At 75.4% G+C, this 23,430-nt stretch carries 19 protein-coding genes and 1 pseudogene; 8 read left to right on the plus strand and 12 right to left on the minus strand.

Annotated elements, in window-relative coordinates:
• Window positions 1-13: 13 nt before the first annotated feature.
• Complete coding sequence (locus tag A8713_RS23090) at window positions 14-436, minus strand: phage tail protein (protein ID WP_064535502.1); 423 nt, start codon at window positions 434-436, stop codon at window positions 14-16.
• 78 nt (window positions 437-514) lie between these two features.
• Complete coding sequence (locus tag A8713_RS33265; RefSeq protein ID WP_159393114.1) at window positions 515-985, minus strand: extensin; 471 nt, start codon at window positions 983-985, stop codon at window positions 515-517.
• A 139-nt stretch (window positions 986-1,124) separates the two neighbouring features.
• On the opposite strand from A8713_RS33265, the gene A8713_RS33270 reads away from it, so the two are divergent.
• Window positions 1,125-1,967: a hypothetical protein gene (locus tag A8713_RS33270; RefSeq protein WP_159393115.1), complete on the plus strand. Its 843-nt coding sequence runs from the start codon at window positions 1,125-1,127 to the stop codon at window positions 1,965-1,967.
• A 2,312-nt stretch (window positions 1,968-4,279) separates the two neighbouring features.
• On the opposite strand, the gene A8713_RS33855 is transcribed toward A8713_RS33270, so the two are convergent.
• From A8713_RS33855 to A8713_RS23115, 4 genes are all read right to left on the minus strand, one after another.
• Window positions 4,280-4,438 (minus strand): DUF6760 family protein, encoded by a 159-nt coding sequence (locus A8713_RS33855; protein WP_018568006.1) that lies wholly within the window; start codon window positions 4,436-4,438, stop codon window positions 4,280-4,282.
• The gene (locus A8713_RS23105) at window positions 4,435-4,956 is read right to left on the minus strand and encodes a hypothetical protein (RefSeq protein ID WP_064535504.1); all 522 of its coding nucleotides are present in this window, start codon (window positions 4,954-4,956) and stop codon (window positions 4,435-4,437) included. Before A8713_RS23105 ends, A8713_RS33855 begins: the two co-directional genes overlap by 4 nt.
• Entirely contained in the window at window positions 4,956-5,399 is a 444-nt protein-coding gene (locus tag A8713_RS23110; RefSeq protein WP_064535505.1) for a phage tail protein, read from the minus strand. Before A8713_RS23110 ends, A8713_RS23105 begins: the two co-directional genes overlap by 1 nt.
• 65 nt (window positions 5,400-5,464) lie before the next feature.
• Complete coding sequence (locus A8713_RS23115; RefSeq protein WP_064535506.1) at window positions 5,465-7,078, minus strand: phage tail sheath family protein; 1,614 nt, start codon at window positions 7,076-7,078, stop codon at window positions 5,465-5,467.
• A gap of 501 nt (window positions 7,079-7,579) precedes the next feature.
• Between A8713_RS23115 and A8713_RS23125 the strand changes: the two genes are divergently transcribed.
• Window positions 7,580-9,010 carry an RICIN domain-containing protein gene (locus tag A8713_RS23125; protein WP_064535508.1) on the plus strand — a complete coding sequence of 477 codons (1,431 nt, stop codon included), beginning with the start codon at window positions 7,580-7,582 and terminating at the stop codon, window positions 9,008-9,010.
• A gap of 67 nt (window positions 9,011-9,077) precedes the next feature.
• On the opposite strand, the gene A8713_RS23130 is transcribed toward A8713_RS23125, so the two are convergent.
• From A8713_RS23130 to A8713_RS23140, 3 genes are all read right to left on the minus strand, one after another.
• The gene (locus A8713_RS23130; protein ID WP_064535509.1) at window positions 9,078-11,231 is read right to left on the minus strand and encodes an ATP-binding protein; all 2,154 of its coding nucleotides are present in this window, start codon (window positions 11,229-11,231) and stop codon (window positions 9,078-9,080) included.
• Window positions 11,228-11,911, minus strand: a complete 684-nt coding sequence (locus A8713_RS23135) for a DUF4255 domain-containing protein (RefSeq protein ID WP_064535510.1) — start codon at window positions 11,909-11,911, stop codon at window positions 11,228-11,230. Before A8713_RS23135 ends, A8713_RS23130 begins: the two co-directional genes overlap by 4 nt.
• A gap of 221 nt (window positions 11,912-12,132) precedes the next feature.
• A complete protein-coding gene (locus tag A8713_RS23140) occupies window positions 12,133-12,801 on the minus strand; it encodes a response regulator transcription factor (RefSeq protein WP_018568014.1) in 669 nt (222 codons plus the stop codon).
• A 278-nt stretch (window positions 12,802-13,079) separates the two neighbouring features.
• On the opposite strand from A8713_RS23140, the gene A8713_RS23145 reads away from it, so the two are divergent.
• From A8713_RS23145 to A8713_RS23155, 4 genes are all read left to right on the plus strand, one after another.
• Window positions 13,080-16,757 carry an AAA family ATPase gene (locus tag A8713_RS23145; RefSeq protein ID WP_443069770.1) on the plus strand — a complete coding sequence of 1,226 codons (3,678 nt, stop codon included), beginning with the start codon at window positions 13,080-13,082 and terminating at the stop codon, window positions 16,755-16,757.
• Window positions 16,758-16,869: 112 nt separating this feature from the next.
• Window positions 16,870-17,391 (plus strand): hypothetical protein, encoded by a 522-nt coding sequence (locus tag A8713_RS23150; protein ID WP_064535511.1) that lies wholly within the window; start codon window positions 16,870-16,872, stop codon window positions 17,389-17,391.
• Between the two features lie 133 nt (window positions 17,392-17,524).
• Entirely contained in the window at window positions 17,525-17,635 is a 111-nt protein-coding gene (locus A8713_RS33955; RefSeq protein WP_216826779.1) for a tryptorubin family RiPP precursor, read from the plus strand.
• 197 nt (window positions 17,636-17,832) lie between these two features.
• Window positions 17,833-18,882: a cytochrome P450 gene (locus A8713_RS23155; RefSeq protein ID WP_064535512.1), complete on the plus strand. Its 1,050-nt coding sequence runs from the start codon at window positions 17,833-17,835 to the stop codon at window positions 18,880-18,882.
• Between the two features lie 24 nt (window positions 18,883-18,906).
• Here the strand turns inward: A8713_RS23155 and A8713_RS23160 are convergent, their stop codons facing one another.
• Entirely contained in the window at window positions 18,907-19,590 is a 684-nt protein-coding gene (locus A8713_RS23160) for a glycerophosphodiester phosphodiesterase (protein ID WP_064535513.1), read from the minus strand.
• Window positions 19,591-19,607: 17 nt separating this feature from the next.
• A pseudogene (locus A8713_RS23165) lies at window positions 19,608-20,749 on the minus strand (adenosine deaminase).
• A 311-nt stretch (window positions 20,750-21,060) separates the two neighbouring features.
• On the opposite strand from A8713_RS23165, the gene A8713_RS23170 reads away from it, so the two are divergent.
• Window positions 21,061-21,804: a DUF4190 domain-containing protein gene (locus A8713_RS23170; RefSeq protein WP_064535515.1), complete on the plus strand. Its 744-nt coding sequence runs from the start codon at window positions 21,061-21,063 to the stop codon at window positions 21,802-21,804.
• 156 nt (window positions 21,805-21,960) lie between these two features.
• The gene (locus A8713_RS23175) at window positions 21,961-22,470 is read left to right on the plus strand and encodes a DUF4190 domain-containing protein (RefSeq protein ID WP_064535516.1); all 510 of its coding nucleotides are present in this window, start codon (window positions 21,961-21,963) and stop codon (window positions 22,468-22,470) included.
• A gap of 211 nt (window positions 22,471-22,681) precedes the next feature.
• Here the strand turns inward: A8713_RS23175 and A8713_RS23180 are convergent, their stop codons facing one another.
• Window positions 22,682-23,248 carry an NADAR family protein gene (locus tag A8713_RS23180; RefSeq protein WP_064535517.1) on the minus strand — a complete coding sequence of 189 codons (567 nt, stop codon included), beginning with the start codon at window positions 23,246-23,248 and terminating at the stop codon, window positions 22,682-22,684.
• Window positions 23,249-23,430: the final 182 nt, after the last annotated feature.

Consider the following 23,430-nt stretch of genomic DNA (forward strand, 5'->3'; position numbering starts at 1 on the left):
CCCTTCAGTCCGTTCAGTCCGTGAATCCGTGGTGGGCGATCTCCAGGACCTCCGTCGCCACGGACGGGCTCGCCGGGTCGAGCGTCGGACCGGTCCAGCTCACCGGCAGCACCTCCAGCAGTCCCCAGCGCGCCACCACCGAACCGTCCGCGCGCAGCGCCGCGATGTGCGCGGTGGGCCGCTTGATGCCCGTCTGCACGGACGAGATCCACTTGGCGACCTTGGTGGTGTCGGGGGTGAGCGGACGGGTCAGCCGGATCGTGGAGAACGTGACACGGGTCGGCAGCTGCCAGACGAAGCCGTTGTTGCCGCCCTCCTGGCGGTGCTCGACCTCCACCTGGGACGACAGCCCCTCGCAGCCGTTGAAGTAGCCGAGGCTCTCGCCGTCGATGCTGAGGGTGAACCAGATGGTGGAGCCCGGGTCCTGGCGGGACATCGAGGGTGGGCCTTTCTTTCGTTGCTGTCGTGCCGGACGCTCCCGGCCGGTGGCCGCGCGAGGCGCGCCGGTCGCCGGTCAGTGGCGGGGGTCGCGGAGTCTGCCGATCCGTTCGCGGTCCATGCGGAGTTCGGTGCGGATCAGCCGGGTGATCCGGCCGATGATCCGGTGCACCAGCTCGTCCAGCTGGAAGTCGGTCAGCTCCCTCGGGTCGAACGCGCCCGCCGGGACCCCGCTGTACTCCGGGGGCGCCGGCTGCGACACCGGTTCCGGCGCTGAGGCGGCGGTCGTGCTGGTGGCGGGGGGCGCGTACGGGGGCGGCGGGCCGTCGGCGCGGTGCGGCGGCGGCCTGTGCGGCAGCGTGTTCGCGACGGCGGCGGCAGCCGCCGGGGCGGAATGGGCGCTCGTGACCGAGTTGCCGGGGGCCGACATTGTCGACGGCTTCGACGGCTTCGAGGGTTTCTTCCAGAAGCGCTGGACGACGGGGAGCGGGGGGAGGGCGGGGTCGGACGTGGTGGGGGAGGTGGGGGCGGACGCGGCGGTGGGCATCGGTGCGGATATCGGCCCGGGTGCCGGTGCCGGTGCCGGTACAGGGCCGGATGCCGGGGCGGGAGGTGTGGCGCCGGGCGCCGGTACGGGAGACGGGAAGGGGCGGGACGCGAGACGTGCCACCGGGAGGGGGCGGCCGGTGGGGGCACCCGCGGGGGCCGCGGGCGCGGGCCCGGCGGCGAACGCGGGGCCGGGCATGGGGGCGGCCGGTGGTGTCGGCAGCGCGGCCGGGGCCGGGGCCGGGTGCCGGACGCTGCGCTGGACGGTGGGCGGTACGGAGGCAGGAAGGGGTGATTCCGCTGTCGGCAGCGGTACGGGCGGGAAGGGGAGGGCGGCCGAGGGCGGTGCGGGCGTGCGCGGGGCGCTCGGGACGCTGCTGACGGGCGCGGAGTCCGTGGGGAGCGCGCTCATGGGCGCGCCGAGCGGTGAACGCCGTGCCGGTGCGGCCGGGGCCTGGGGCGCCGGGGTCGTCGCCTCGGTACCGGCCGGTGCGTCCGTCCGGGGCCGTGGGCCCGGCGGAGTGGCGGACCGCGAGGACACGGGCGCACCCAGACCCGGGCGGGGCGCACGGCGGTTGTTGCCGCGCCGCTGGACGACCGGCACGGGCGCCGGGGCGTTCTGGCCCGAGGTGGCCGCCGGGCGCGGGGCGGTGGCGGACGCGGTGGGCTGCGGGGCGGCCGTGGGGCCGGTGGCGGCCGGCGGCGTCGAACTCGCCGCGCTCCGCTGTACGGGGGTGTCGGCGGACGGGGTGTGCGGGGTGCCGCTGCTCCGGGTGGGAGCGGTGGCGGGGCGGGTCTCGTTCGCCCGGGGCGGCGCCGGGGTGTCGGCGGTCCGGGTGGGTGCCGGTGCGGACGCGGTCGCGGGCGAGGCGGTGGTGGGGCGCTGCGGGGCGGCGGGTGCCGTCGCGGGGGCGCCCGGCAGTGGCGTACGACCGCTCTGGGACGGCGACGTGCGGCGCTGTACGGCGCCCTGGACGCCCTGAGTTCCTCCCTGACGCGCGGGAGGGGACACGCGGGTGGCCGGCGCCGAGGACGTGGCCGACTGCTGGGCAGGGGCAGGGGCAGCGGGTGAGGTCGATCCCGATGCTGGGCCGGATGCCGCTCGCGCACCCGCGGCCGAAGGCGGCGCGGAACCAGGAGTGTGAGTGGAAGCGGAAGCGGAACCAGAAGCCGCTGCCGGGCCCGGAGTCGGTGCGGACGCCGGGCCGGGAGCCGGTGCCGGGCTCGGAGACGGCGTCGCAGCCTGTCCCCTAGGCGTGGCCTTGCGCGCGACCGAAACCGGTCCGGGGCCCGAGGCCGGCGCCGAACCCGGTGACCGGACCGCGCCCGTGCCGGTGGACGGAGTCGCCGCCGGGGCCGGGGCGTTCGCCGTGCTCGGCGCCGCGTTCGCCGAGGTCCGGCCCGGCCCGTTCGGGGCCGGTGCGGAGGCGGGGGTGCTGCCGGTGGCGGGCGGGAGCGCGGGGGAGGCGGTCGACTTCTGCACCGCGGGAGCCTGTCCGGCCGCCCCTGCGGGATCCCCGGCCGCGTCGCGGACGGTGGTGCTGGAGGACGTACCGCCGGGGGAGGACGAGGACACGGAACGCTGCACGGCCGCCGGTGCCGTGTCGCCGCTCAGGCTCGGCGCGGCGGTGGGCGCGGTCGGGTGCGGGGCGGACACCGTCGAACCGTTCCCGGCGGGCGCCTTGCGGGCCTCGGGGGCACCGCTGCCCGAAGGGGCGGGGTCCTGCCGGGCGACGGGGAGCGAGCGCCGCTGGACCGCCGGGCCGCTCCGCTGCGCCCGGGTCAGCGAACCGGGCCCGGCCGGTGCGTTCGAGGAGACGGGACGCAGCCCGGGACCGGAGACGGGCAGGGGAGGCGGTGCCGTGGCGGGTCCGGAGGACGGAGCCAGCGGCGACACCACGGGCACGGCGGCGGGGGTGGAGTGCGTGGACGCGGCAGCGGCGGGTGCGGATGCCGGGACCGAGGCTGCCGCTGAGGCCGGGGCGGTGGCCGCCGGTCCTCCCTGGTCGCCCGCCCGCTGCACCGCCGTAGCACCGTCGGCCGACGGCGTCGGGGACGTACCGGAGGAGGCGGAAGCGGAACCGGAGGCAGCAGCGGAAGCGGCGGAAGCGCCGGAAGCCGCCGGTGCCTTCGCGGCGACCGGTCCGGACGCCGCGCCGCGCCGCCGCCGACGGCCCGTACCGGCCCGCTGCACGGCGGGCGCCGGGGCGGCGGGAGTCGCAGGCGCGGGCACGGCGGCGGAAGGAGCCGGGCCGGAGGCGGACGCACCGGAGCCCCCCGGCGCGGAGGCCCCGGCCGAGGGGGAAGGAGACCTGCCGGACCGCCCCGGCACAGGAGCACCCCGGACGGCCGAGGCCGCACCGGGAGACGCGCCGGGTGTCCCCGGCGAGGAGCCGACCGACGCACCGGTCGGAGTACCGGCCGCGTTGCCGACCGGAGCAGCGCTCGGGCCGGCGCCCGAAGCACCCACCGGCGGCACGGCCGGCGAGACGACCGGACCACCGGCCGGGGAGGACGGGGAAGACGGAGAAGGCAAAGAAGACGGGGCAGACCCAGAAGACAGCGCGGACGGGACGGACGAGGCAGAACGGGCGGACGAGGTGGCGACAGGCACCCCCGCCGGTCGCCCCGCGCCGCCCGTCATGGACCCGCCGCGCGCCACGCCCCCCGGCGTGGCGCGCGCGGGCGAACCGGCCGCCGCACGCACCGCACCACCGGACGCGACCGGCGAAGCGACGGACGCGCCGGTCGTACCGGGTCCGCCCGGCCCGCCCCTCCCGCCCGGCGTCCGCGGCGGAAGGAACCGCAGCGGTACCGCGGGCGCCCGCTGTGCCACGGGTGACGAACCAGGGGCGGAGGCGGACGGCAGGGCGGGCGCGGGGCGTTCCAGGCCGGTCACCGGAGAGGCCGGGACCGGGTGCGCCGCCGGGCCGCCGCCGAGGACGGCGCTGGTGCGGCCGTCCAGGACGGCGTGGGACACCGTCGCCGTGAACGACGGGTTCTGCCAGGTGGGCAGCCGCCCGCCGAACCCGGAGTCGGCCACGCCGCCCGGGTTCGGGCCAAGGGCTCGCTGGATCGCAGGCAGTCCGATCCAGGAGGGCGCCACCGCCGGCCGCGCGTCCGGCGCGGCCGGGGCCTTGTCGGCCGGCGGTGGCGCGGACGGTGCCGCCTGCGCCACCGTGTCCGCCGCGGCGGTGACGCTCGGCACGCCCTTGCCCGCGCCGTCGCCGCCCGCGGCGGAGCGCCGGCCGCGCAGCCGGTCCCGCCGGTCGAGCCGGTCCAGGAATCCCACGTGTCAGCCCTCCGCTCCGGCCCGCGTCACCAGGGACGCGATGGCCTCCGTGTACCGGCGGCGGTCGTGGTGTTCCAGATCCAGGATCTCCTCCAGGCTCCAGTGGAAGTGGTAGGCCACGTACGCGATCTCCTCCTGAAGCCGGTCGGTCGCGTACGTCACGATTCCCCCAGGCGGCTCCCGCCGAGTTCCACCTCGAAGGGCTCCGAGCAGTGCGGGCACCGCACGCCCGCCCTGGTGTGGCCCTCGGCGTTGATCTGCCGGTAGAAGTCCTGGAGGAACGCCAGGTCCGAGGCGAACATGTTCTCCACGATCCCGTCGTGCACCAGCGGCAGCGTGCCGAGCCGGGTGATGACCCGGCCCAGCAGCACCACCGACAGATACGCCGGGTTCTCCTGCACGCGCACGTCCCGCAGCGGGACGAGTTCGTCCCGGGCCGTCGACAGCCGCATCACACCGTCACGGTGGACGGTGCCGGACTCGTCGACGTACCCGCGGGGCAGTTGGAAGGGGAACTCGGTGCGCAGCGGCTCCTGGAGCAGGGGCTGCTGCGGCGCGGACTGCTGCGGGGCGGACTGCCGGTCCGGCGGCTGCTGGGCCGCCGGCTCCGGCGCGGGCTCCGCCGCGTCCTGGCCGGCCCACGCGACGGCACCGCCGGTCCGGCCGGCCGTACGCCGCATTATTCGATGACCAGTTCTTCGAACGCGATCGTCACGGTCTCGGTCAGCGCGGCGGCCTCGCCCGCCTTGACCGTGCTCGCGTCGATCTTGTTGCACCAGGCGTTGCGCAGGTGGTAGCGCTTCACCGGGTTGTTCTGGAAGTCCATCATGATGATCGAGGCGTTCTTGCGTGCCGTGGTCATCTGGCCGTTGATGGACTCGTTGATCCACTGGGTGAACGAGGCCGACTGGGTCATACCGCGGACGACCGTGCAGGTGCCGTTCTTCTTCACACCCGGCAGGTTCTTGACCACGTTCTGGCCGTTGGGGGTGTTCTGCTGGTAGGTGATGACGTCCTGCTCGATGCTCAGGCCGCTGACCTCGGCCAGGTACTCGACCATGACACCGTCGATCTGGAGGCCGAAATTATGTGAGGTGAGGGCGTCACCCGGCTGGAGACTCATGTGTTCGCTGTCCTTGGAAGGGTGTGGAAGACGGGCTGGCGGCGGGGCGCGGGCGGTGCCGCGTCCTACTCCTCCAGCTCCCCGCTGCCGCTGGAGAACTGCGCCAGCCGGAAGATCACGAACTCGGCGGGCTTGACCGGCGCGATGCCGATCTCGCAGATGACACGGCCGACGTCCACCGACTCCGGAGGGTTGGTCTCCTCGTCACACTTGACGTAGTAGGCCTCCTCGGGGCGCTGGCCGAACAGGGCACCGTTGCGCCACTCGTTGACCAGGAACGCCGAGATGTTCCGCCGGATCCGGGCCCACAGCGCGTGGTCGTTCGGTTCGAACACCACCCACTGGGTGCCGATGAGGATGGACTCCTCCAGGTAGTTGAAGTACCTGCGGATGTTGAGGTAGCGCCACGCCGGGTCGGAGGAGAGGGTGCGGGCGCCCCAGACGCGGATGCCCCGGCCGGGGAACGCGCGGATGCAGTTGACGCCGATCGGGTTGAGCAGGTCCTGCTCACCGCGGGTGATCTGGGTCTCCAGGTCCACCGCACCGCGCACGACCTCGTTGGCGGGCGCCTTGTGCACGCCGCGCTCGGAGTCGTTGCGCGCCCAGACACCGGAGACGTGGCCGCTCGGCGGGATCAGCCGGGTCTGGCCGCTGGCCGGGTCGAACGTCTTGATCCACGGGTAGTACAGGGCCGCGTACTTGGAGTCGTAACCGGCCGTCTCCTGGCGCCACACCCGGATCTGACGGGCGTTCAGGCCGGGCGGCGGGTCGATGACGGCGACGCGGTCGCCCATCAGCTCGCAGTGCGCGATCAGACCGAGCTGGACCGCCTTGACGGCCTCCAGGTCGATCGCGCCGCGCTGGTAGGCGGCCATCAGGTCGGGCACCGCGACCATGGAGATCTCGTCGACGGCCTCCAGGCCGCCGAAGCCGGTGCGGTCGGCCGAGTCGCCGAGGTACTGGGCCGGGCCCGGGTGGGGCGCGACGGCCTCCTGGGCCTCGGGCACGACCGGGGCCGGAGCGGCCGGCGGAGCCGGGAGGGCCACCGTCTGGTTCTCCGGGCGGACCAGCTGCGCGGCCGGCGCGGCCTCGGCCACGGTGATGAGCTTGGAGCGCTCCTTCACCTGGGTGACCACGTAGTTGCGGCCGCCCTTCTTGGCGGTCACGTCGAAGGTCTCCACGGCCTTGTCGCCGTCCTTGACGACGAGCCGGAAGCGCTCGGCGGGGCCCTCGCCCTCGGGGTCGGCGACCTCGACGCTCAGTCCGCCCTTGCCGCCGGAGGCGATGGCGGTCACGGTGAACGTGCCGAGCTGGCGCGGCTCACCGGCGGTCAGCGCGGCCGGAGCGGCGGAACCGCTCACCGCGGCGGGCACCGCGCCGTTGCGGCTCACGGCACCGCCGGAGGCGTCCTCGGCGGAACCGCCGACCCGCACGACATAGGCGGCGGTGCCGCCGTTCTGGAAGAACCCGTAGACCGAGTGGGCGAGGTAGTACCCGTCGGTGAACTCGCCGAAGGACGCGACGTACTGACTCCAGTTGGTCACCAGGGTCGGCTCGTTCAGCGGCCCGGCCGGCGCGAGGCCCACGAAGGCCGCCACCGAGGTGCCCACCCCTTCGATCGGACGGGAACCGCTGGCCACCTCCTCGACGTAGACGCCGGGCGACAGGTAGGACGGCATGCTCTGCTCTCCTCGGGGTACGAGACAGGAACGGGATCCAGCCTCACGCGCGAGGCGCGACGGCCGAAACGTCCTGGGGTACCTCTTCGCGGGCACCCCGGTTGCCCCGACGGGCAGCCCGGCTTCCCCGCGTGCCCGCACGGCCCGGCCCGCTGCCCGCGCGACTGCCCCCATGTCCCTTCCGGCCTCCCGCGCGCGCGGGCGACGCTGGTGTCCGCCGACGGCGGAGGGGAGCGCGCGGTGCGCGTGCGTGACGTGCGAGACGTGCGAGTACGGCGGTCGCCGTACGGACGCGAGACGTACGGCGGGACGCGACGGCGCGGCGGACCGCCGGGACAGCCTCTCCCGGACACGGACACGGACCCGGACTCCGGCCCGGATCCGGACCCCGGACCCGGAACCCACCGAGCCTTCCCGCAGACCGGCGGCAGCCGTGTCGTCCGCCGACGGCGCCCTCGTCGAGTACCACGCCACCGAGATCCCGGAGCAGTGACCTGACAGATGAGCCTTTGGACCTCTCTGGAACCCGCCTCCGCGACCGTCGACCCGGGTGGCAGCACACGCGTGCGGCTGCGGTTGCGCAACACCGGTGACGTCGTCGACGAGTACCGCTTCGAGCCCGTCGGCGACCTCTCGCCCTGGACGGTCGTGGAGCCGCAGACGCTCCGGCTCTACCCGGGCACGACCGGCACGGTGGAGCTGACCTTCTCGCCGCCCCGCACCCCCGACGCCACCGCGGGACCCAACCCGTACGCGGTGCGCATCACGCCCACCGAGCACCCCGAGGCCGTCACCGTCCCCGAGGGCAACCTGACCATCACGCCCTTCACGGAGGTGCGGGCCGAACTGGTCCCGGCCACCGTCAAGGGCCGCTTCCGCGGCCGCCCCCGCCTCGCCGTCGACAACCTCGGCAACACCAAGGTCACCGCCTCCGTCAGCGGCAGCGACACCGGCGACCAGCTCTCCTACGACCTGCACCCGAGCAACGTGCAGATCGAGCCGGGCCGGGCCGCGTTCGTCAAGGCCACCCTCAAGCCGCGGAAGATCATCTGGTTCGGTCCCAAGGAGCGGCGGCCCTACACCCTGGCCGTGCAGCGGTCCGGGGCGACACCGGTGCCCGTGGAGGGCACCTATCTCCAGCGCGGCTTCCTGCCCCGCTGGCTCGCCACCTTCTTCGGGGTGCTGCTCGCGCTGAGCGTCACCTTCGTGATGCTCTGGATCGCCTACAAGCCGGCGGTGCGCAGCGGGGCCACGGAGAAGGTCGCCGAGGCGGGCACCACCCTGGCGCCCAGCCCGTCGGCGGCCCCGGCCCTGTCGCCCGCGCCGCCGCCCCCGCAGCCCACGGTGCCGCAGCAGCCGACCCAGCCCCAGGAGACCGGTGGCGCCAAGAGCGGCGACAGCGGCGGTGGCGGCGGCGCGCCGCAGAAGAAGAAGCCGAAGGGACCGGTTCTCAAGAACGTCCTGCTGTACAACACCACGACGAAGAAGTGCGCGGACATCCCGGGCTACGACAAGGGCGAGTCGGCCGGCCCGGTGCGTGAGTACAGCTGCGACGGGACCTCGAACGACAACCAGCTGTGGGACTTCGAGGTGCGGTACCCCAAGGGCGGTCCCGGCGGCGTGCCCCTCTACCAGATCCGCAACGTCAAGGACAGGTTCTGCATGGACCTGACCGGATACGGGGCCGCCGAGGAGCGGTCCCCGATGATGGAGTACACCTGCGACGGCACCACGTCCGACAACCAGCTGTTCTGGCTGGACAAGCAGGACAACGGGGCCTACTGGATCCGCAACTTCGCCAGCGACAACATGTGCCTCGACGTGTTCGGCAGCGGTGACGGCGGCGACGACACCCCGCTCTCGATCTTCCGCTGCTCCCTGACCGACGACCACCTGTGGCTGATCAAGCCGCAGAAGCCGGACGGCGAGTGACGAAGAGGCAGCCAGATACGGGGAAGGGGGGTGGACCCGCGGGTCCACCCCCCTTCCCCGTGCGTAGCTACCAGGAGCCCTCGTCCGGCAGCAGCCGGCCCGCCTTGCGGTACTCGCGGCGGGCGCCCTCCAGTACGTCGGCCGAGGTGACCAGGCCGTCCCGGCCGGCGGCGAGATAGGCGGCGGTCACCACCGCGCTGCGGATCGAACCGCCCGCCAGCTCGAAGTCGCCCGCCACCCGGTCGAGTTCCACGCCCTCGACGCACGGCACGTGGGACAGGCTGTGCCGCCACAGGGCCAGACGCTGGCGCGGGTCGGGGAACGGGAAGTCGACGACCAGGTCCAGGCGGCGCGTGAACGCCTCGTCGATGTTGGCGCGCAGGTTCGTGGTGAGCAGGGCGATGCCGTCGAAGGATTCGAGGCGCTGGAGCAGATAGGCGCTCTCCATGTTGGCGTACCGGTCGTGCGAGTCCTTCACCTCGGACCGCTTGCCGAACACCGCGTCGGCCTCGTCGAAGAGCAGTACCGCGTCGGTGCGGTCGGCCTCGGCGAAGATCCGCTCCAGGTTCTTCTCCGTCTCGCCGACGTACTTGTCGACCACCGAGGACAGCTGGACGACATAGAGGTCCAGGCCCAGTTCGGCGGCGACGACCTCCGCCGAGAGCGTCTTGCCGGTGCCGGACTCGCCCGCGAACAGACCGAGCACGCCCCGCCCGCGCCCTCCGCCCGCGCTGAGCCGCCAGTCTCCGAGGACCCGGTCGCGGTGCCGGGCGCGCAGGGCCAGTTCGTGCAGCTGGGTCAGCGGGCGCTCGGGCAGCACCAGGTCGGTCCAGTCGACGGCGGGCCGGATCCGGCGCGCGTGCCGCTCCAGACCGGACGCCGACTGGCGGCGCGCGGCGACCCGCAGATGGGCGGCGGTCAGCGGCGTACCGTCGAAGACGGCGAGGGCCTTCGCCGCGCGGGCCGCACGGGCGATCCGGTCGTCCGCCAGGTGGTACGGCGCCACGGTCGCGGCCAGGTCGAAGCCGGGCTCCTCGCCCAGCGCCGCCGCCCAGGCGCGCACCGCCCCGGCCCGGTGTCCGGGCACGTCCAGGACGAGCGGGTCGGCGGCGCCGTGCTCCGACCAGTGCGGGTCGTACGGCTGGGCGCCGGTGATCAGTACGGGGACGTCGGCGGCCGAGGTCAGCTCCCGTACCAGGTGGGCGGGGTGCTCGGGCAGCGCGGAGATCACGACGGCGGAGCCGCTCAGCCGGGCCTCGCGCAGCAGGGCGGGCACCAGGTCCTCGGGCCCGGCGAAGTGCAGGGCGGCCAGGCCCGCCGTACGCAGGGCGGTGGCGACGCAGGTGAGCGCCTCGCCCTCGCGGCCCTCGCGGAGATACACGGTGGGCGGCGCACCGGCGCTCAGGCGGGCGGCCAGCCGCCGGGCGAAGCCGGTGAACTCCGTGCCCTCGCCGCCCTCGCCGCCCTCTTCGGCCTTGTCGTCCCGGTCGTCCTCGTCGGTGGCGTCCGGTGCCGCCGGGGGCAGCGCGCGCAGATGGCCGGCGAGCGCGGCGTCCGGGGTGTCGTCGCCCAGGAGATGGGCCACCAGCCGGTCCGGGACGCGCAACGACCGGCTGAGGAAGGGGCGTTCCGGCTCCTCCACGGTGAGCAGTCCGAGCGCGGACAGCGGGGCCCCGGAGTGCAGCCGGGCCCGCGCGGACGCCGAGTGGACGGGGACACCGCACAGGTCGAGGGCGAGGGCGACGGTGGCGCGGCGGCGGCTCACGTCGTCGTTGAGGTAGCCGTAGAGCGGTTCGAAGGAGCGGTCCAGGTCGGGGGCGAGGGCGACGAGGAGCAGGGCGGTGTCCAGTTCACCCAGCCCGAGCCGCGCGGCCAGCCGGGCCAGCCGGTCGCCCCGGTCCCCGGGGCCGTCCCAGCCGCCGAGAACACCGGGGCTGTTCGGCCTGTTGGGGCTGTCCGGGACGCCGTCCGTGACCGCCGAGGCGGAGGCGTCGCCGTGGGCGTCCACGGGCTCCGGCGCCGGTGGGGCCGGGTGCAGCAGGTGCCGTACCGCGTCCTGCGACAGGTACAGGCCGCGCAGCGGGTCGTCGGCCGTGGGGTCGTCGGCGGAGCGCCGGCCCACCAGCAGGGCGACCCGGTCGCGCAGCGCTGCCAGCCGGGTGAGGAGCGCGTCGGCGGGGGCCACGGCCGTGAGCGCGTTCGCCGGGTCCGTCACGGTCATACCGCGCCGCCCGTCCCGCGGGCGCGCCGGGCGGCCCGGCGCGCGTCACGGACGGCGGCGACCTGCCGCGGCCGGTGGGCGCGTTCCTCGGGCCCGGTCGGGGTGTCGTCCAGGGTGCGGACGCGGACGGCGGCGCCCTCGGTGACCGGCGGCCCGGCGTCGTACTCGGGGTACGCGGGGAACGGCGCGGTGATCACCACGTCCAGGGACGGCTTGAGTTCACCGCCGAGCGCGGACCAGATCTCGGCCAGCGAGCGGGACTCGGTCTGGGTGCCGGCCACCGACACGGGGACCGACATGCCGAGGGCGCCCAGCGCGCCGGGGAGTTCGTCGGGCGTGAGCATCTCGCGCGGGATCAGCGTGGCCAGCGCCGCCGACAGCAGCCGGTGTTCGTCCTGCGGCTGCCGGGTCCACGCCGTCACCAGGTACGACAGCCGGAACCAGCGCGGCGGCTGACGCCGTTTGACGACCACGTCCCGGTCGTCGTACACGGGGACGTGGCCGCGCTGACGGCGGTTCACGTCCTCCCGGATGTCGTACAGATACGCGTTGATGGTGGGCGCGTTGCGCCGGGCGGCCCAGTCCCGGGTGGGCGCGTCGAGCACCACGTCGATGCCGGAACCGGCCAGCGCGCCGCCTCCGAGCAGGGATTTGAGGACCTCGTCCACCTCGTGGATCACCGTCGTGCTCCTGCCCTGCCGTGCTCGCTCGTGCTCGGTCGCGCGTCCTCGCCACCGGGTCCCGCCCGGGGCCTGTTCTCCGGCCCGTCCGGGTCCGGCCCGGTCCGGCGGCGGCCGGGGTCCGATCCTGCCGTGCATCGCGGGGCGCGGCGCAGGCGTGCCGGGGCCGGGGCCGGGGCAGAGCGGACTGCCCCGGGGGCCGGTCCCGGATGCCTGTTCGGTCAGATGTAGCCTTCCCGCAGGGCATGGGCCACGGCATGCGCGCGATTGCGCAGATGCAACCGGGTGGTCAGCCCGTGGATGACGTTCTTGACGGTCCGTTCGGAGTAGGACAACTTGCCGGCGATCTCCCCGGTGTCGAGCCCCTCGGCGACCAGGCGCAGTACGTCGACCTCGCGCGGTGTGAGCCCGGAGCCGGGCGCGCCCGGCCGGCCGGCCGCGTTGCGGTGCAAGGTGCCCACCTGGTCGATGAGCCGGCCGAGCAGATCGGCGGGCAGGTCGCCCTCGCCGCGGGCCGCCGCCAGCACGGCCTGCACCAGTCGGTGCGCTCCGGCCTCGTGGCGCCACACGATGGCGCCCACTCCGCACTCGATCACATCGAGCAGTTCGGCCTCGCGCAGCGTGCTGACGACGAGCACCGCCCGCGCGCCCTCGCTGCGCACCACCCGGCGCAGCCGGGTCAGCGCGGCCTCGTCGAGCATGTCGTCCACGAGCAGGGCCACCGTGCCGGGACCCGAACCGGCCTCGTCCCGCAACTCGACCTCGGGGAACCGGCGCAGCTGGCTCAGCACCCCCTCGCGCAGGATCGGGTCGGTGGCGTGCACGGCGACCGGGATGCGGTCTGCGGTACCGGCCGAGCCGGGGCGCGTGGTCCGCGATGAGCTGAGCAACGGTTTCCCCTATGTGCACGGGCCCGTCACCTCTGTGGGGGCGGTGGCGGGCGTGTGCTGTTCACACTCCTGCCGGGGGAGTGCCCCGCGCAATCGTGGAGCACCACGAGCCGGACCACGAGAACAGCCTTGTGTACACCACGAGGGTGACCGTCCGTCCGGTTCCGTCGGCCCGCCGGTCGGCCTTGGTGGGACTTGTCACGTCACCGAGGGCCCCTGGGGACCGTCCTCGTGTGCGGAGGTCGTCATGTCCGAGCGAGGAGGCAGGAATGACAGGGATGGCAGGGGTGCCGGGACCGGGGCGGGACCGTCCGTGCGGCCGGCTGCGCGCACGCCCGACCGATCGCCTCGTGGAGCGCGACCGCCCCGCCGGTCTTCCGGCGGACCCCGCGACCGGTGGCGGCGGGACTCCGGCCGACCGGACGGCCGCGAGGGTGGCTGACCTCCCGTCCGCCCGGCTGCCCGAACAGCCCCCCGCGCACCTGCCCGAAAAGACCCTGGAGAACCTGCCCGGCCGTCCCCCGGCCGAGTTGCCCGGCCATCCCCTCACGGAGCTGCCCGGCCATCCCCTCACGGAGCTGCCCGGCCACCGCCCGACGGAGCTGCCCGGCCGGTCCCCGGCGCAGCCGTCCGGCCGTCCCTTCGACGCCTTCGACCGCGTACCCGAGCAGACGTCCGGCGACGGCGCGCGGTACCGGGCGGCTGACGACCTGTCGGGCCCCGCCGCGGGCCCCGCCTCGGGTCCCGTCTCGGGCCCCGCCGCAGGCCCCGTCTCGGGCCGGGCGTCCGGCCGTGCTCCCGGGCCCGCGTCCGATCCGGCCCCCGGTCATGTGCCGGGACGGGCCGCCGACCGGGCGGCGGCGCAGTCGACGGAGCACCTGTTCGCCCTGCTCTCCGCGCGGGTGCCCGACCGGTTCTCCTCCGGCCGCGGGTCCGAGCAGCCGCCCGGCCGCCCTGCCGCCCGGACGGGGGACCGGGGCGGGGAACACCCGTGCGCGGCGCCCTCCGGGCACCCGGCCGACCGGCCCGCCGACGGCCCGTCCGTACGCCCCTCGGGGCGCCTCTTCGCCGATCAGCCCGTCCGGCCGGGGTGCGAACTGCCGCCGGAGCACCGGGAGGCCGCCGCGCTGCTGGCCGACGGCGCCGAGCGGGCCCGGTCCGGCGCGGGCGGCCTGGTGCTGCTGCGCGGCGCCACCGGCACCGGCCGCACCACGGTCCTGGAGGCCGCCGCCCGGGACGCCGCCGCGCACGGCATGCGGGTGCTGCGCGCCCGCTGCGCCCCCGGCGACAGCACCGTCCCGTACGCCACCGCGCTCCAACTCCTCGGCCCCGTACCGGGACTCGGCAGTCCCGGCGGACCGGGGACGCCCGGCGGCCCCGGCGCGTCCGGGGACGAGCGTGAGCCGGCCGAACTGCTGCGCCGCGCCCTGCACGCGTACGCCGCCCGGTCGCCGGTGCTGATCGCCGTGGACGACGTCCACCTCGCGGACGGCCACTCCCACCGCTGGCTGGTGGAGACCGCCCGGCACCTGGACCGGTTAGCCCTGCCGGTCCTGCTGGCCGTCACCGAACGCAGCCAGTACGACGTCGACACCCCCGGGCCGGGCTTCACCCACACCCTCTCGCCCGCGCTGACCCGCACCCACACCCTCGCCCCGCTCACGCCCGGGGCGGCGGGTGCGCTGGTGCGTGCCCGGTTCCCGGCGGCCACCCGGACCTGGGTGGACAGCTGCGTACGGGCGGGCGCGGGCAGCCCGCTGCTGCTGCGCGCCCTCCTGGACGACCTCGGCGACCCGGCGCGGCACCCGTGGGTGCCCGAGACGGCGGCGGCGCTCTACCCGGGCGCCTACCAGGCGGCCGTCTCGTGGTGGCTGGACAGCGCCGGGCCCGGCACCGCCGAGGTGGCGCGGACCCTCGCCGTCCTCGACGACGGCCGGAGCCGCCCGGGGGCGGCGGGCGGCGCGGGAGCGGCAGGCGGCGCGGACCGGCCGGGCCCGGGGGCCGCGACGTCCGGCGTCCGGCCCGCCGCCGTGCCCGGACCGCGGGCCGCCGACGGCCCGGCCGCGCTGCTCGCCGAGCTGGCGGGCGCCGACCCGGTCCGGGTGACGGGCTGGCTCACCGCCATGACCGGCCTCGGCCTGCTGCGCACCGGCCCCGGCGGGCGGCCCCGCTACGCGCATCCCCTGCTGCGGGACGCGGTGCTCACCGGCGTGCCCGAGTCCCGGCGGCGGGCCACCCACCTGGCGGCGGCCCAGGCCATGCTGCACCGCGGCGCGTCCGCCGAGACGGTGGCCCGGCATCTGCTCCTGTCCGGGCCGGTCGGCGCCTCCTGGACGGCGGGCGTGCTCCAGGACGCGGCGTCGCTGGCGCTGCGCGAGGGCCGGCCGCAGGACGCCATGGCGTTCCTGCGCCGGGCCCTGGACGAGCCCCTGCCCGGCGCGCGGCGGCAGCGGCTGCTGACCGAGCTGGGCTCCCTGGAGTGCGCCGCGCACGAGCCCGCCGCCGGGATCCCCCGGCTCACCGAGGCGTTCGGTCTGCCGGGCGGCCCGCAGGACCGGGTGCGCGCCGCCGTGGCCCTGGGCACCGCGCTCGCCGGGAGCGGCCGTCCCCGGGCCGCCGTGGAGGTGCTCTGCACGGCGGTCGGCCAACTCCCGGACCGGCCGGAGCTGGTGGCCGCCCTGCACAGCGCCTCCGCGCTGCTGTCCGACCGGGACCAGACGGTCCGCCGCGAGGTGTACCGGCTGCTGCGGGACACCGCCGAGCGCTCGTCCGAGCCGGTCGGCACCGTCGTACGGGCGCTGTTCGTGCGGCACGCGGCCACCGCCGGGCGCACCTCGGCCGCCGACGCCATGCGGCGGGTGCGCGAACTGCTCGCCGAGCCCGCCGATCCGCTGACCGAGCCGTTCCTGCTGGGCACGACCGCCGCGGTCGCCCAGTGGGCCGACGAACTCGACGAGGCGGACCGGCTGGTGGACCGCGGCCTGGCCGGGCAGCGGCCCGGACTGCTGCACCCCATGCACGAGGCGCTGCTCAACACCCGCGCCGACATCGCGGCGGCGCGCGGCACCCACGGGCGGCTCCCGGCCGAGCCGCCCGGCGTGCACGTCACCGGGCCCGGCAACATCCACGCGCACACCCTGCTCGCCCTGGTCGAGCAGGGCCGTACGGCCGAGGCACGCCGCCTGGCGGACGGCTTCGACCTGCGGACCGTGCCCGGCTCCTGGGAGCTGAACCGGTTCCTGTACGCCCGGGGCGTGCAGCGCGCCGCCGCCGGGGACAGCGCCGGGGCGCTGCACGACTTCCTGGAGTGCGGCCGCCGCCAGTCGGCCCGCGAGGTGATCAGTCCCGTCGTCACCCCGTGGCGCTCGGCCGCCGCCGAGTGCAGGCTGGCCCTCGGCAGTCCGCTGGAGGCGCTCGAACTGGCCGAGGAGGAGCTGCGGCTGGCCCGCGTCTGGGGCACCCCGCGCACGGTCGGCCGGTCGCTGCGCGTGCTGGGCGCGGTCACCGGCGGACGCCGGGGCCTGGAGCTGGCCGAGGAGGCCGTACATCTGCTGCGGCAGGCGCCGCCCGGGGCCGCGCCGGAACTGGTCTCCGCGCTCCTCGCCCAGGGGCGGCAGCTGACCGCCGCCGGGGAACTCGTCCGCGCCCGCGCCTGTCTGCGCGAGGCCGCCGAGCGCGCCGAACGCCTGGGCGCGCCCCGGCTGTGGACGCTCACCGAGCAGGCGCTGCGCGCGGGCGGCGCCCGGCGCACCGCCGGGGCCCGCACCGGCTCCGGTTCGCTGACCGGCAGCGAGCGCCGCATCGCCCAACTGGCCGCCGACGGGCGGACGAACACGGAGATCGCGGCCCTGCTGCATCTGGCCCGGCGCACGGTGGAGACCCATCTGACCAGCACCTACAAGAAGCTGGGCATCAGGCGGCGCGGCGAACTGCGGGAGGCGATGGCGGGGGAGTGACCTCGGGCCGCGGTCCCGCGCCGCGGCCCGGGGAGGTACGTCCCACGGCCTGGGTCCGGGCTCTGCGCGACCCTCCTTTTGAACACGTTCAACAGCGGCGTACGCTCCTGCCATGAGCGACAGAGCCGCCCTGCTCAAGGGCATCCGCGTCCGGCTGGTTCTCTTCGTCGTCTGCCTGGTCCTCAGCGGGGCCACGGCCTTCCCGCTCGTCCACGAACTGCACGGGCTGGAGAGCCTGTTGCGCGCGCTGTCCGTGCCCGAGCACCTGCCCGCCCTCATGGACTGGATCGAGCGGGTGCGGCGCGGTCTCGACGCCGCCGACGCCGACTACCCGTTCCTGCTGTACGGCACGGACTGGCTGGCCTTCGCGCACCTGGTCATCGCGGTCGCCTTCTACGGCCCCTACCGCGATCCGGTGCGCAACGTCTGGGTGGTGGAGTTCGGGATGATCGCGTGCGTGGGCATCGTCCCGCTGGCACTGGTCTGCGGGCCGCTGCGCGGCATCCCGCTGTGGTGGTCGGTGATCGACATGTCCTTCGGCGTGTTCGGGATCCTCCCGCTGTACGACGTGCGCCGGCGCATCCGGCGCCTGGAGTCGCTGAGCGCGAACCCGGCGGTACTTCCGGCTGTTTGACGGCCCCTCGACAGGGCGGCGGAAGAACCTGTGGCCACAGGAGTGATTATCCGTAACTGATCCTGGGCAATGCTCTCCAAGCCATCGCACGTGATCTTCACGGGCTCTCCGGATCCCGGCCACGGAGCATCACGTGCCAGCCCCCAACAGGAAGGAGTCAGCCATGAAGCTGCTCTTCGCCGTCCGCAACAAGGTCTCGGCCCGCAAGAGCCTCAAGGCGAGCGCCTGGTACATCTGGTACTGACCGGCCCCGCCCGTCCCCGCCGGACGGCACCGGGACATCGTTGTCCCGCGCGCGGCCTGTGCCCGCGCGCCCGGACCGCGCTGCCCCACCGTCCGGCGGGGGCGACCCCCGCCCCCGCCCCTCCCGGTCCCTTCGTCTGCCCCTTCACTTCTGCTCCGTCCGCACCGCCGCCGCGCCCCTCCCGCCGGAGAACCCCCATGCCCCTGTCGTCCGTGCCGCGCACCCGCACCACCGTCTTCGCCCCCCGGCTGGCCGCCCTCCTCGACGACCACCTGGGCCAGGACGTCTTCCGGCTCGAACCCGACACGGTCGGCGTCGCCGGACCCGAGGTCGCGGACCGGATCCTCGCGGCCCGGCGCGCCACGGAGACCGAACGCCCCACGTTCAAGCCGCTGCACGGCCGGTCGATCTCCCGCACCGAGGCGTCCTCGGTGACCCGCACCATCGGCAGCGACGTGCGCGAGGCCCTGAAGCGGCCGCTGCCCGAGCACGTCGACCTGTCCGGCTCCTGGCCCCTGACCGGTCACCTCTTCCTGCGCGACCTGATCCTCGGCCAGGACCCGTACCGGCTGCGCGTGCTGATGAGCCGCAACCTCGAACTGACCACCAAGCTCACCTGGTCCGTCATCGCGCTCGGCGCCGCGCTCCCCGGCTGGCCCCGCCCCGGCACCGGCCGGCTCACGGCGCTGGGGGAGCGGGCCGCGGGCGCCGCCGGCTACCAGGAACGCCGGTACGCGATGGGCATGTACCGCAGGGCCGCCGCCCCGGTCTGCTTCACCATCTCCACCCTGGTGGCCAACGCCCTCTGGCTCGGCTTCCCCTTCGCCGAGGGCATGTCCAACCGCAACATCATCCACGAGTCCCTGCGCCTGCTGCCGCCCTCGTGGAACATCCTGCGCAACGCCTCACCGGAGTACCCCGCCCTGGACGACCGGATCGGCGCGGGCGACGACGTCCTGCTGCTGCCGCTGCTCTCGCACCGCGACCCCGCCCTGTGGGACGAGCCCGACGCCTTCCGCCCGGAGCGCTGGGACACCCTCGACCCGGACACCACGCCGGGCTACCTGCCCTTCGGCCACTCCTCCGAACGCTGCTGGGGCCGGCACATGGTCATGCCCCTCGCCGAACTGCTCCTGGACCTCGTGCGCGGCGCCGGCCTGGTCGTCGACCCCGCCCAGCACACCGGCCACGTACCGCTGCTGGGGCTGCTGGGCGTGGCGGACGTACGCCTGGTCAAGCCGTCCTGACCCGCCGCGGCCGGGCCGCGCCCCTCACCGGCCGCGCGGCCCGCACAGCAGGTCGACGCGGTTGGTCGTGATCGAGTCGACGCCGACACCGAGCAGTCTGCGCTGGCTGCGGCGGGTGTCGGGGGTCCACACGGACACCAGGCGGCCGTCCCGGTGCACCCGCTCCACCAGCTCGCGGTCCACCAGACCGAAGCGGTAGTTCAGCCACCTGGGCCGCACCGCCTCCAGCACCCCGGCCCGCGGCGGGGCGAGCGACGTCCAGGTCAGGGCGATCTCGGCGGACGGGTCGGCCGCGCGCACCGCGAGCATCGCCTCGGCGCCCGCGCAGTAGTACACCCGGTCCTCGGCCCCGCAGTCGCGGACCGCGCCGACGATCCGCGCCACCGCCCGCGCGCTCGGGCCGCCCGGCAGGTCGATCATCACCCGGCCGCCCTCCGTCGCCGCGAGCGCGTCGGCGAGCGGCGGCACTCCGCCGCCGGTCAGGTCGCGCACCTCGTCCGCGGTCAGCGACCGCAGCGGGCGGTCGTGCCCCCACAGCCGTCCGAGCGTCTCGTCGTGCAGCAGCACGGGTACGCCGTCCCGGGTCAGCCGTACGTCGATCTCGACCGCGTCCGCGCCCCGGGCGAGCGCGGAGCGGAGCGAGTCGAGGGTGTTCTCACGGAAGCGGTAGGGGTCGCCGCGGTGCGCCACGGCGGTCACGGTCTGCATGGGCCCATTGTCCCCGGTCAGGGCGCGAGCCACCGCGCGGTGTAGGCGTCGATCTCCTCGGCGATCCGCGCCTTGCCCGCCTCGTCCAGGAAGGAGGCGCGCACCGCGTTCTTGGCCAGCTCCGCGATGCCGCGCTCGTCCAGGCCGAGGAGCCGGGCCGCCACCGCGTACTCGGAGTTGAGGTCGGTGCCGAACATCGGCGGGTCGTCGGAGTTGACCGTGACCAGGACACCGGCCCGCACGAACTCCTTGATCGGGTGCTCGTCCAGGGTGCGCACCGCCCGGGTGGCGATGTTGGAGGTCGGGCACACCTCCAGCGGGATCCGGTGCTCGGCCAGATGCGCGAGCAGCTTCGGGTCCTGGGCCGCGCTGGTGCCGTGGCCGATCCGCTCGGCCCGCAGCTCGGTCAGCGCGTCCCACACCGTCCCGGGCCCGGTGGTCTCCCCGGCGTGCGGCACGGAGTGCAGCCCGGCGGCGAGGGCCCGGTCGAAGTACGGCTTGAACTGCGGCCGCGGCACCCCGATCTCCGGCCCGCCGAGACCGAACGACACCAGCCCCTCGGGCCGCAGCCGGTCGTCGGTGGCCAGGCGCAGCGTCTCGTCGGCGGAGACCAGGCCGGCCTCGCCGGGAATGTCGAAGCACCAGCGCAGCACGGTCCCGAAGTCGGCCTCGGCCGCCTTGCGGGCGTCCTCGATCGCGTCCATGAAGGCGCGCTCGTCGATGCCCCGGCGGGTGGACGAGTACGGCGTGATGGTCAGCTCCGCGTACCGCACCTGCTGGCGGGCCATGTCCCGGGCCACCTCGTAGGTGAGCAGCCGGACGTCCTCCGGGGTGCGGATCAGGTCGACGACCGACAGATAGACCTGGATGAAGTGGGCGAAGTCCGTGAACGTGAAGTAGTCGGCCAGCGCCTCGGGGTCGGTGGGCACCTCGGAGTCGGGGTGGCGGGCGGCCAGTTCCGAGACGATCCGCGGGGAGGCGGAGCCGACGTGGTGCACATGCAGTTCGGCCTTGGGCAGTCCGGCGATGAACGCGTGCGGATCGCGGGGTGCGCGCTGGTCGGTCAAGGTGTCCCTCCCCGGGAACGGCACCGGCGGCCTCCGGCGCGGGGGCGCGGGGGCGCGGTGCGGATGATCGGCTGATCGATGAGCACGGCCATCGTAGGCGGACGCGCGGACGGCGTGCCCCGCGGTCCCGGGCGGGGGGGGCGGTTCCGCGGTTCCGGCGGAGGGGGCGGTGGGGCAGGCGGTGGGGGAGGCGGTCCGCGCCGTGGTCCGTGCGGGCCGTGCCGGGGGCCGGGCGCCGGGCTCGGGGCGTGCGGCGTGGGGTGTGGGGTCCGGGGCGCGGCGCGGGGCCGACCTGCGGAGCCGTGTGGTGCGTGCCGCGCGGGGGCGGCCATGATCCGCCGGACCGGCTGTCGGTGGCAGGCCGTAGCATGGCGGGACGATCGACCGAGGGGGACTCGACAGCATGACGGACGCGAGACGGGCGGGCGGCGACGCCGGATCCGGCGACAACCCGTGGGCGCCGCCCGAGAGCGGCCCTTCCCTGGAGAAGCGCCCGCCCGCGGCCGAGCAGCCCCCGGCGCCCGCGCCGCCCGTGCACGACCAGGCCACCGTGGCGGCGATACCGCCGCCCGCCTTCCCGCCACCCACGCCGCCCGCTCCGGCGGACGCCGTTCCGCCCGCCTTCCCGCCGCCCGGCCACGGCGGCCCGGCGGACATGCCGCCCGCGCCCGCCGGTGACTTCCCCGTGCCGCCGCCGCCCGTCGCGCCCACCGGTCCCGCGCCCGCCGCCGGTCCCGGCGGCTACCCCGGCTACCCGGCCCAGCCCGCCTACCCCGGCTACCCGGGCTACGGCTGGCCCGGTGTGCACCCGGCCCCGCAGAACGGCATGGGGGTCGCGGCCCTGGTGCTGGGCATCCTGTCCTGCTGCCTGTTCTGCCTCTACGGCGTGGTCTCGCTGGTGCTCGGCATCCTCGCCGTGGTCTTCGGTGTCAAGGGCCGCCGCCGGGCCGACCGGGGCGAGGCGGACAACCGCGGCCAGGCCCAGGCCGGGTTCGTCACCGGCGTCATCGGCATCGTCCTCGGCGTCGCGGTGATCGTCCTGCTGATCATCGGCATCTCGGTCGCCGTCCACGACTCCGACGACTCGGACCCGTACTACTACGACGGCGCCCTCCGGCCGGCCGCCACGGTCCTCGCCGACCGCTGACCGCTGATCCCCGGCCACGACGCGGCCCGGTCCCGGGCCGCGTCGGAACGCCCGGACGGGTCCGGCACCGGCGCGGGACGGTCTTCGCCGACCCCGCCCACCGCGTGGATCAAGGGCATTACGATGCCTTGACTGTCAACGGAGGGGAATCCAGCCATGTCCAACACCCAGCCCGCACCAGATGGTTTCGGGCCGCCGCAGCAGCCCCCGCAGCCCCCGCAGCAGCCGGTGGTGCCGCCCCAGCCCCCGCAGCAGCCCGCGCCGGGCTACGGCTACCCGCAGTCGAACCCGAACTACGGCTACCCGCAGTCGGCCCCGGGCTACCCGGCCGCGCCGCCGGTGGGCTACCCGCAGGCCTATCCGCAGGCCCCCGGTTACGGCATGCCCATGCAGCCGAGCAACGGCATGGGCACCACGGGTCTGGTCCTGGGCATCATCGGCGTGGTGTGCAGCCTGACGTTCTTCCTGTGGTTCTTCGGGATCATCCTGGGCATCCTCGGGATCATCTTCGGCGCCATCGGGCGGGGCAAGGCCAACCGCGGGGAGGCCACCAACAAGGGCGCCGCCACGGGCGGCCTGGTCTGCGGCATCATCGCCACGGTGGTCCTGCCGCTGCTGGGCCTGCTGATCTTCGCCAGCATCATGGGCAGCGCCAGCACCTTCTGACGGCATCCGCCGCGCGGCGCGGGCCGGCCGCCACGACCGGCCGGCCCCGCCCCGGCCCCGCGCGCCCCGGCCCGGCATCCGCGTCCCCGTCCGGCACCCGCGCCGTTGCGCAGACATCCGCGCCGCACCGGGTCCGCGCCGCACCGGGCGCCCCGCTGCGCGCCCGCCCCGCTCCAGACGCCGGCCTCCGCCCCGGTCCAGGCCCCCTGGTCTAGGCGCCGGCCCCCGCCCGCAGCCTCTCCCGCGCCTCCATCAGGGCGAAGCCCAGCAGGTTCGGCCCGCGCCAGCGCTCCGGGTCGGACGCCGCCTCGTCGCCCGCGGTGAGACCGATGCCCCACACCCGGTCCACCGGGGACGCCTCCACCAGCACCCGGTCGCCCGTCGCGAGCAGGAAGTCCCGCAGCGCGGGATGGGCGGCGAACTTGTGGACGCTGCCCTCCACCACGATCCCGAAGCGCTCCCGCGCCCATATCGCGTCGTCGAAGCCGCGCACCAGCCGCCCGGCCTTCTTCGCCTGCGAGGGATGCCCGGCGGCCAGCACCCGCCGCTCGCCCTCCGCGTCACCGAAGAGCCGCGCCTTGCCCGCCATCATCCAGTGCTCGGCGCTCGCGTAGGCCACGCCGTCCACGGTGAACGGCGACGGCCACCACTGGCTGAGGCAGCTCGCACCGACACGGCCGTCCGGGCGCGGACCGTGTCCCCAGAAGTGCAGGTACTTGATTCCCGCCCCCGCCCGGACCGCGCTGACCAGGGCTTCCCGCGAACCGATCTCCACCATGCACGCGAGTGTGGCACGCACCACTGACACTCCGTCCCGCCTTTTCCGTGCCGACTCGACACCTGGTCGACAGATTCCGTCGCGTAACCAAAAGGCAACTACGGAATCACTTGTTGGCGACCCGGTGCTCTGTCAGGATCGGCACTCAAATCGAGCCGGAGCTACGCCGTCCGCCGCTGAAC

Origin of the sequence: Streptomyces sp. SAT1 (assembly GCF_001654495.1) — a bacterium.
In the GTDB taxonomy this organism is placed as follows: domain Bacteria; phylum Actinomycetota; class Actinomycetes; order Streptomycetales; family Streptomycetaceae; genus Streptomyces; species Streptomyces andamanensis.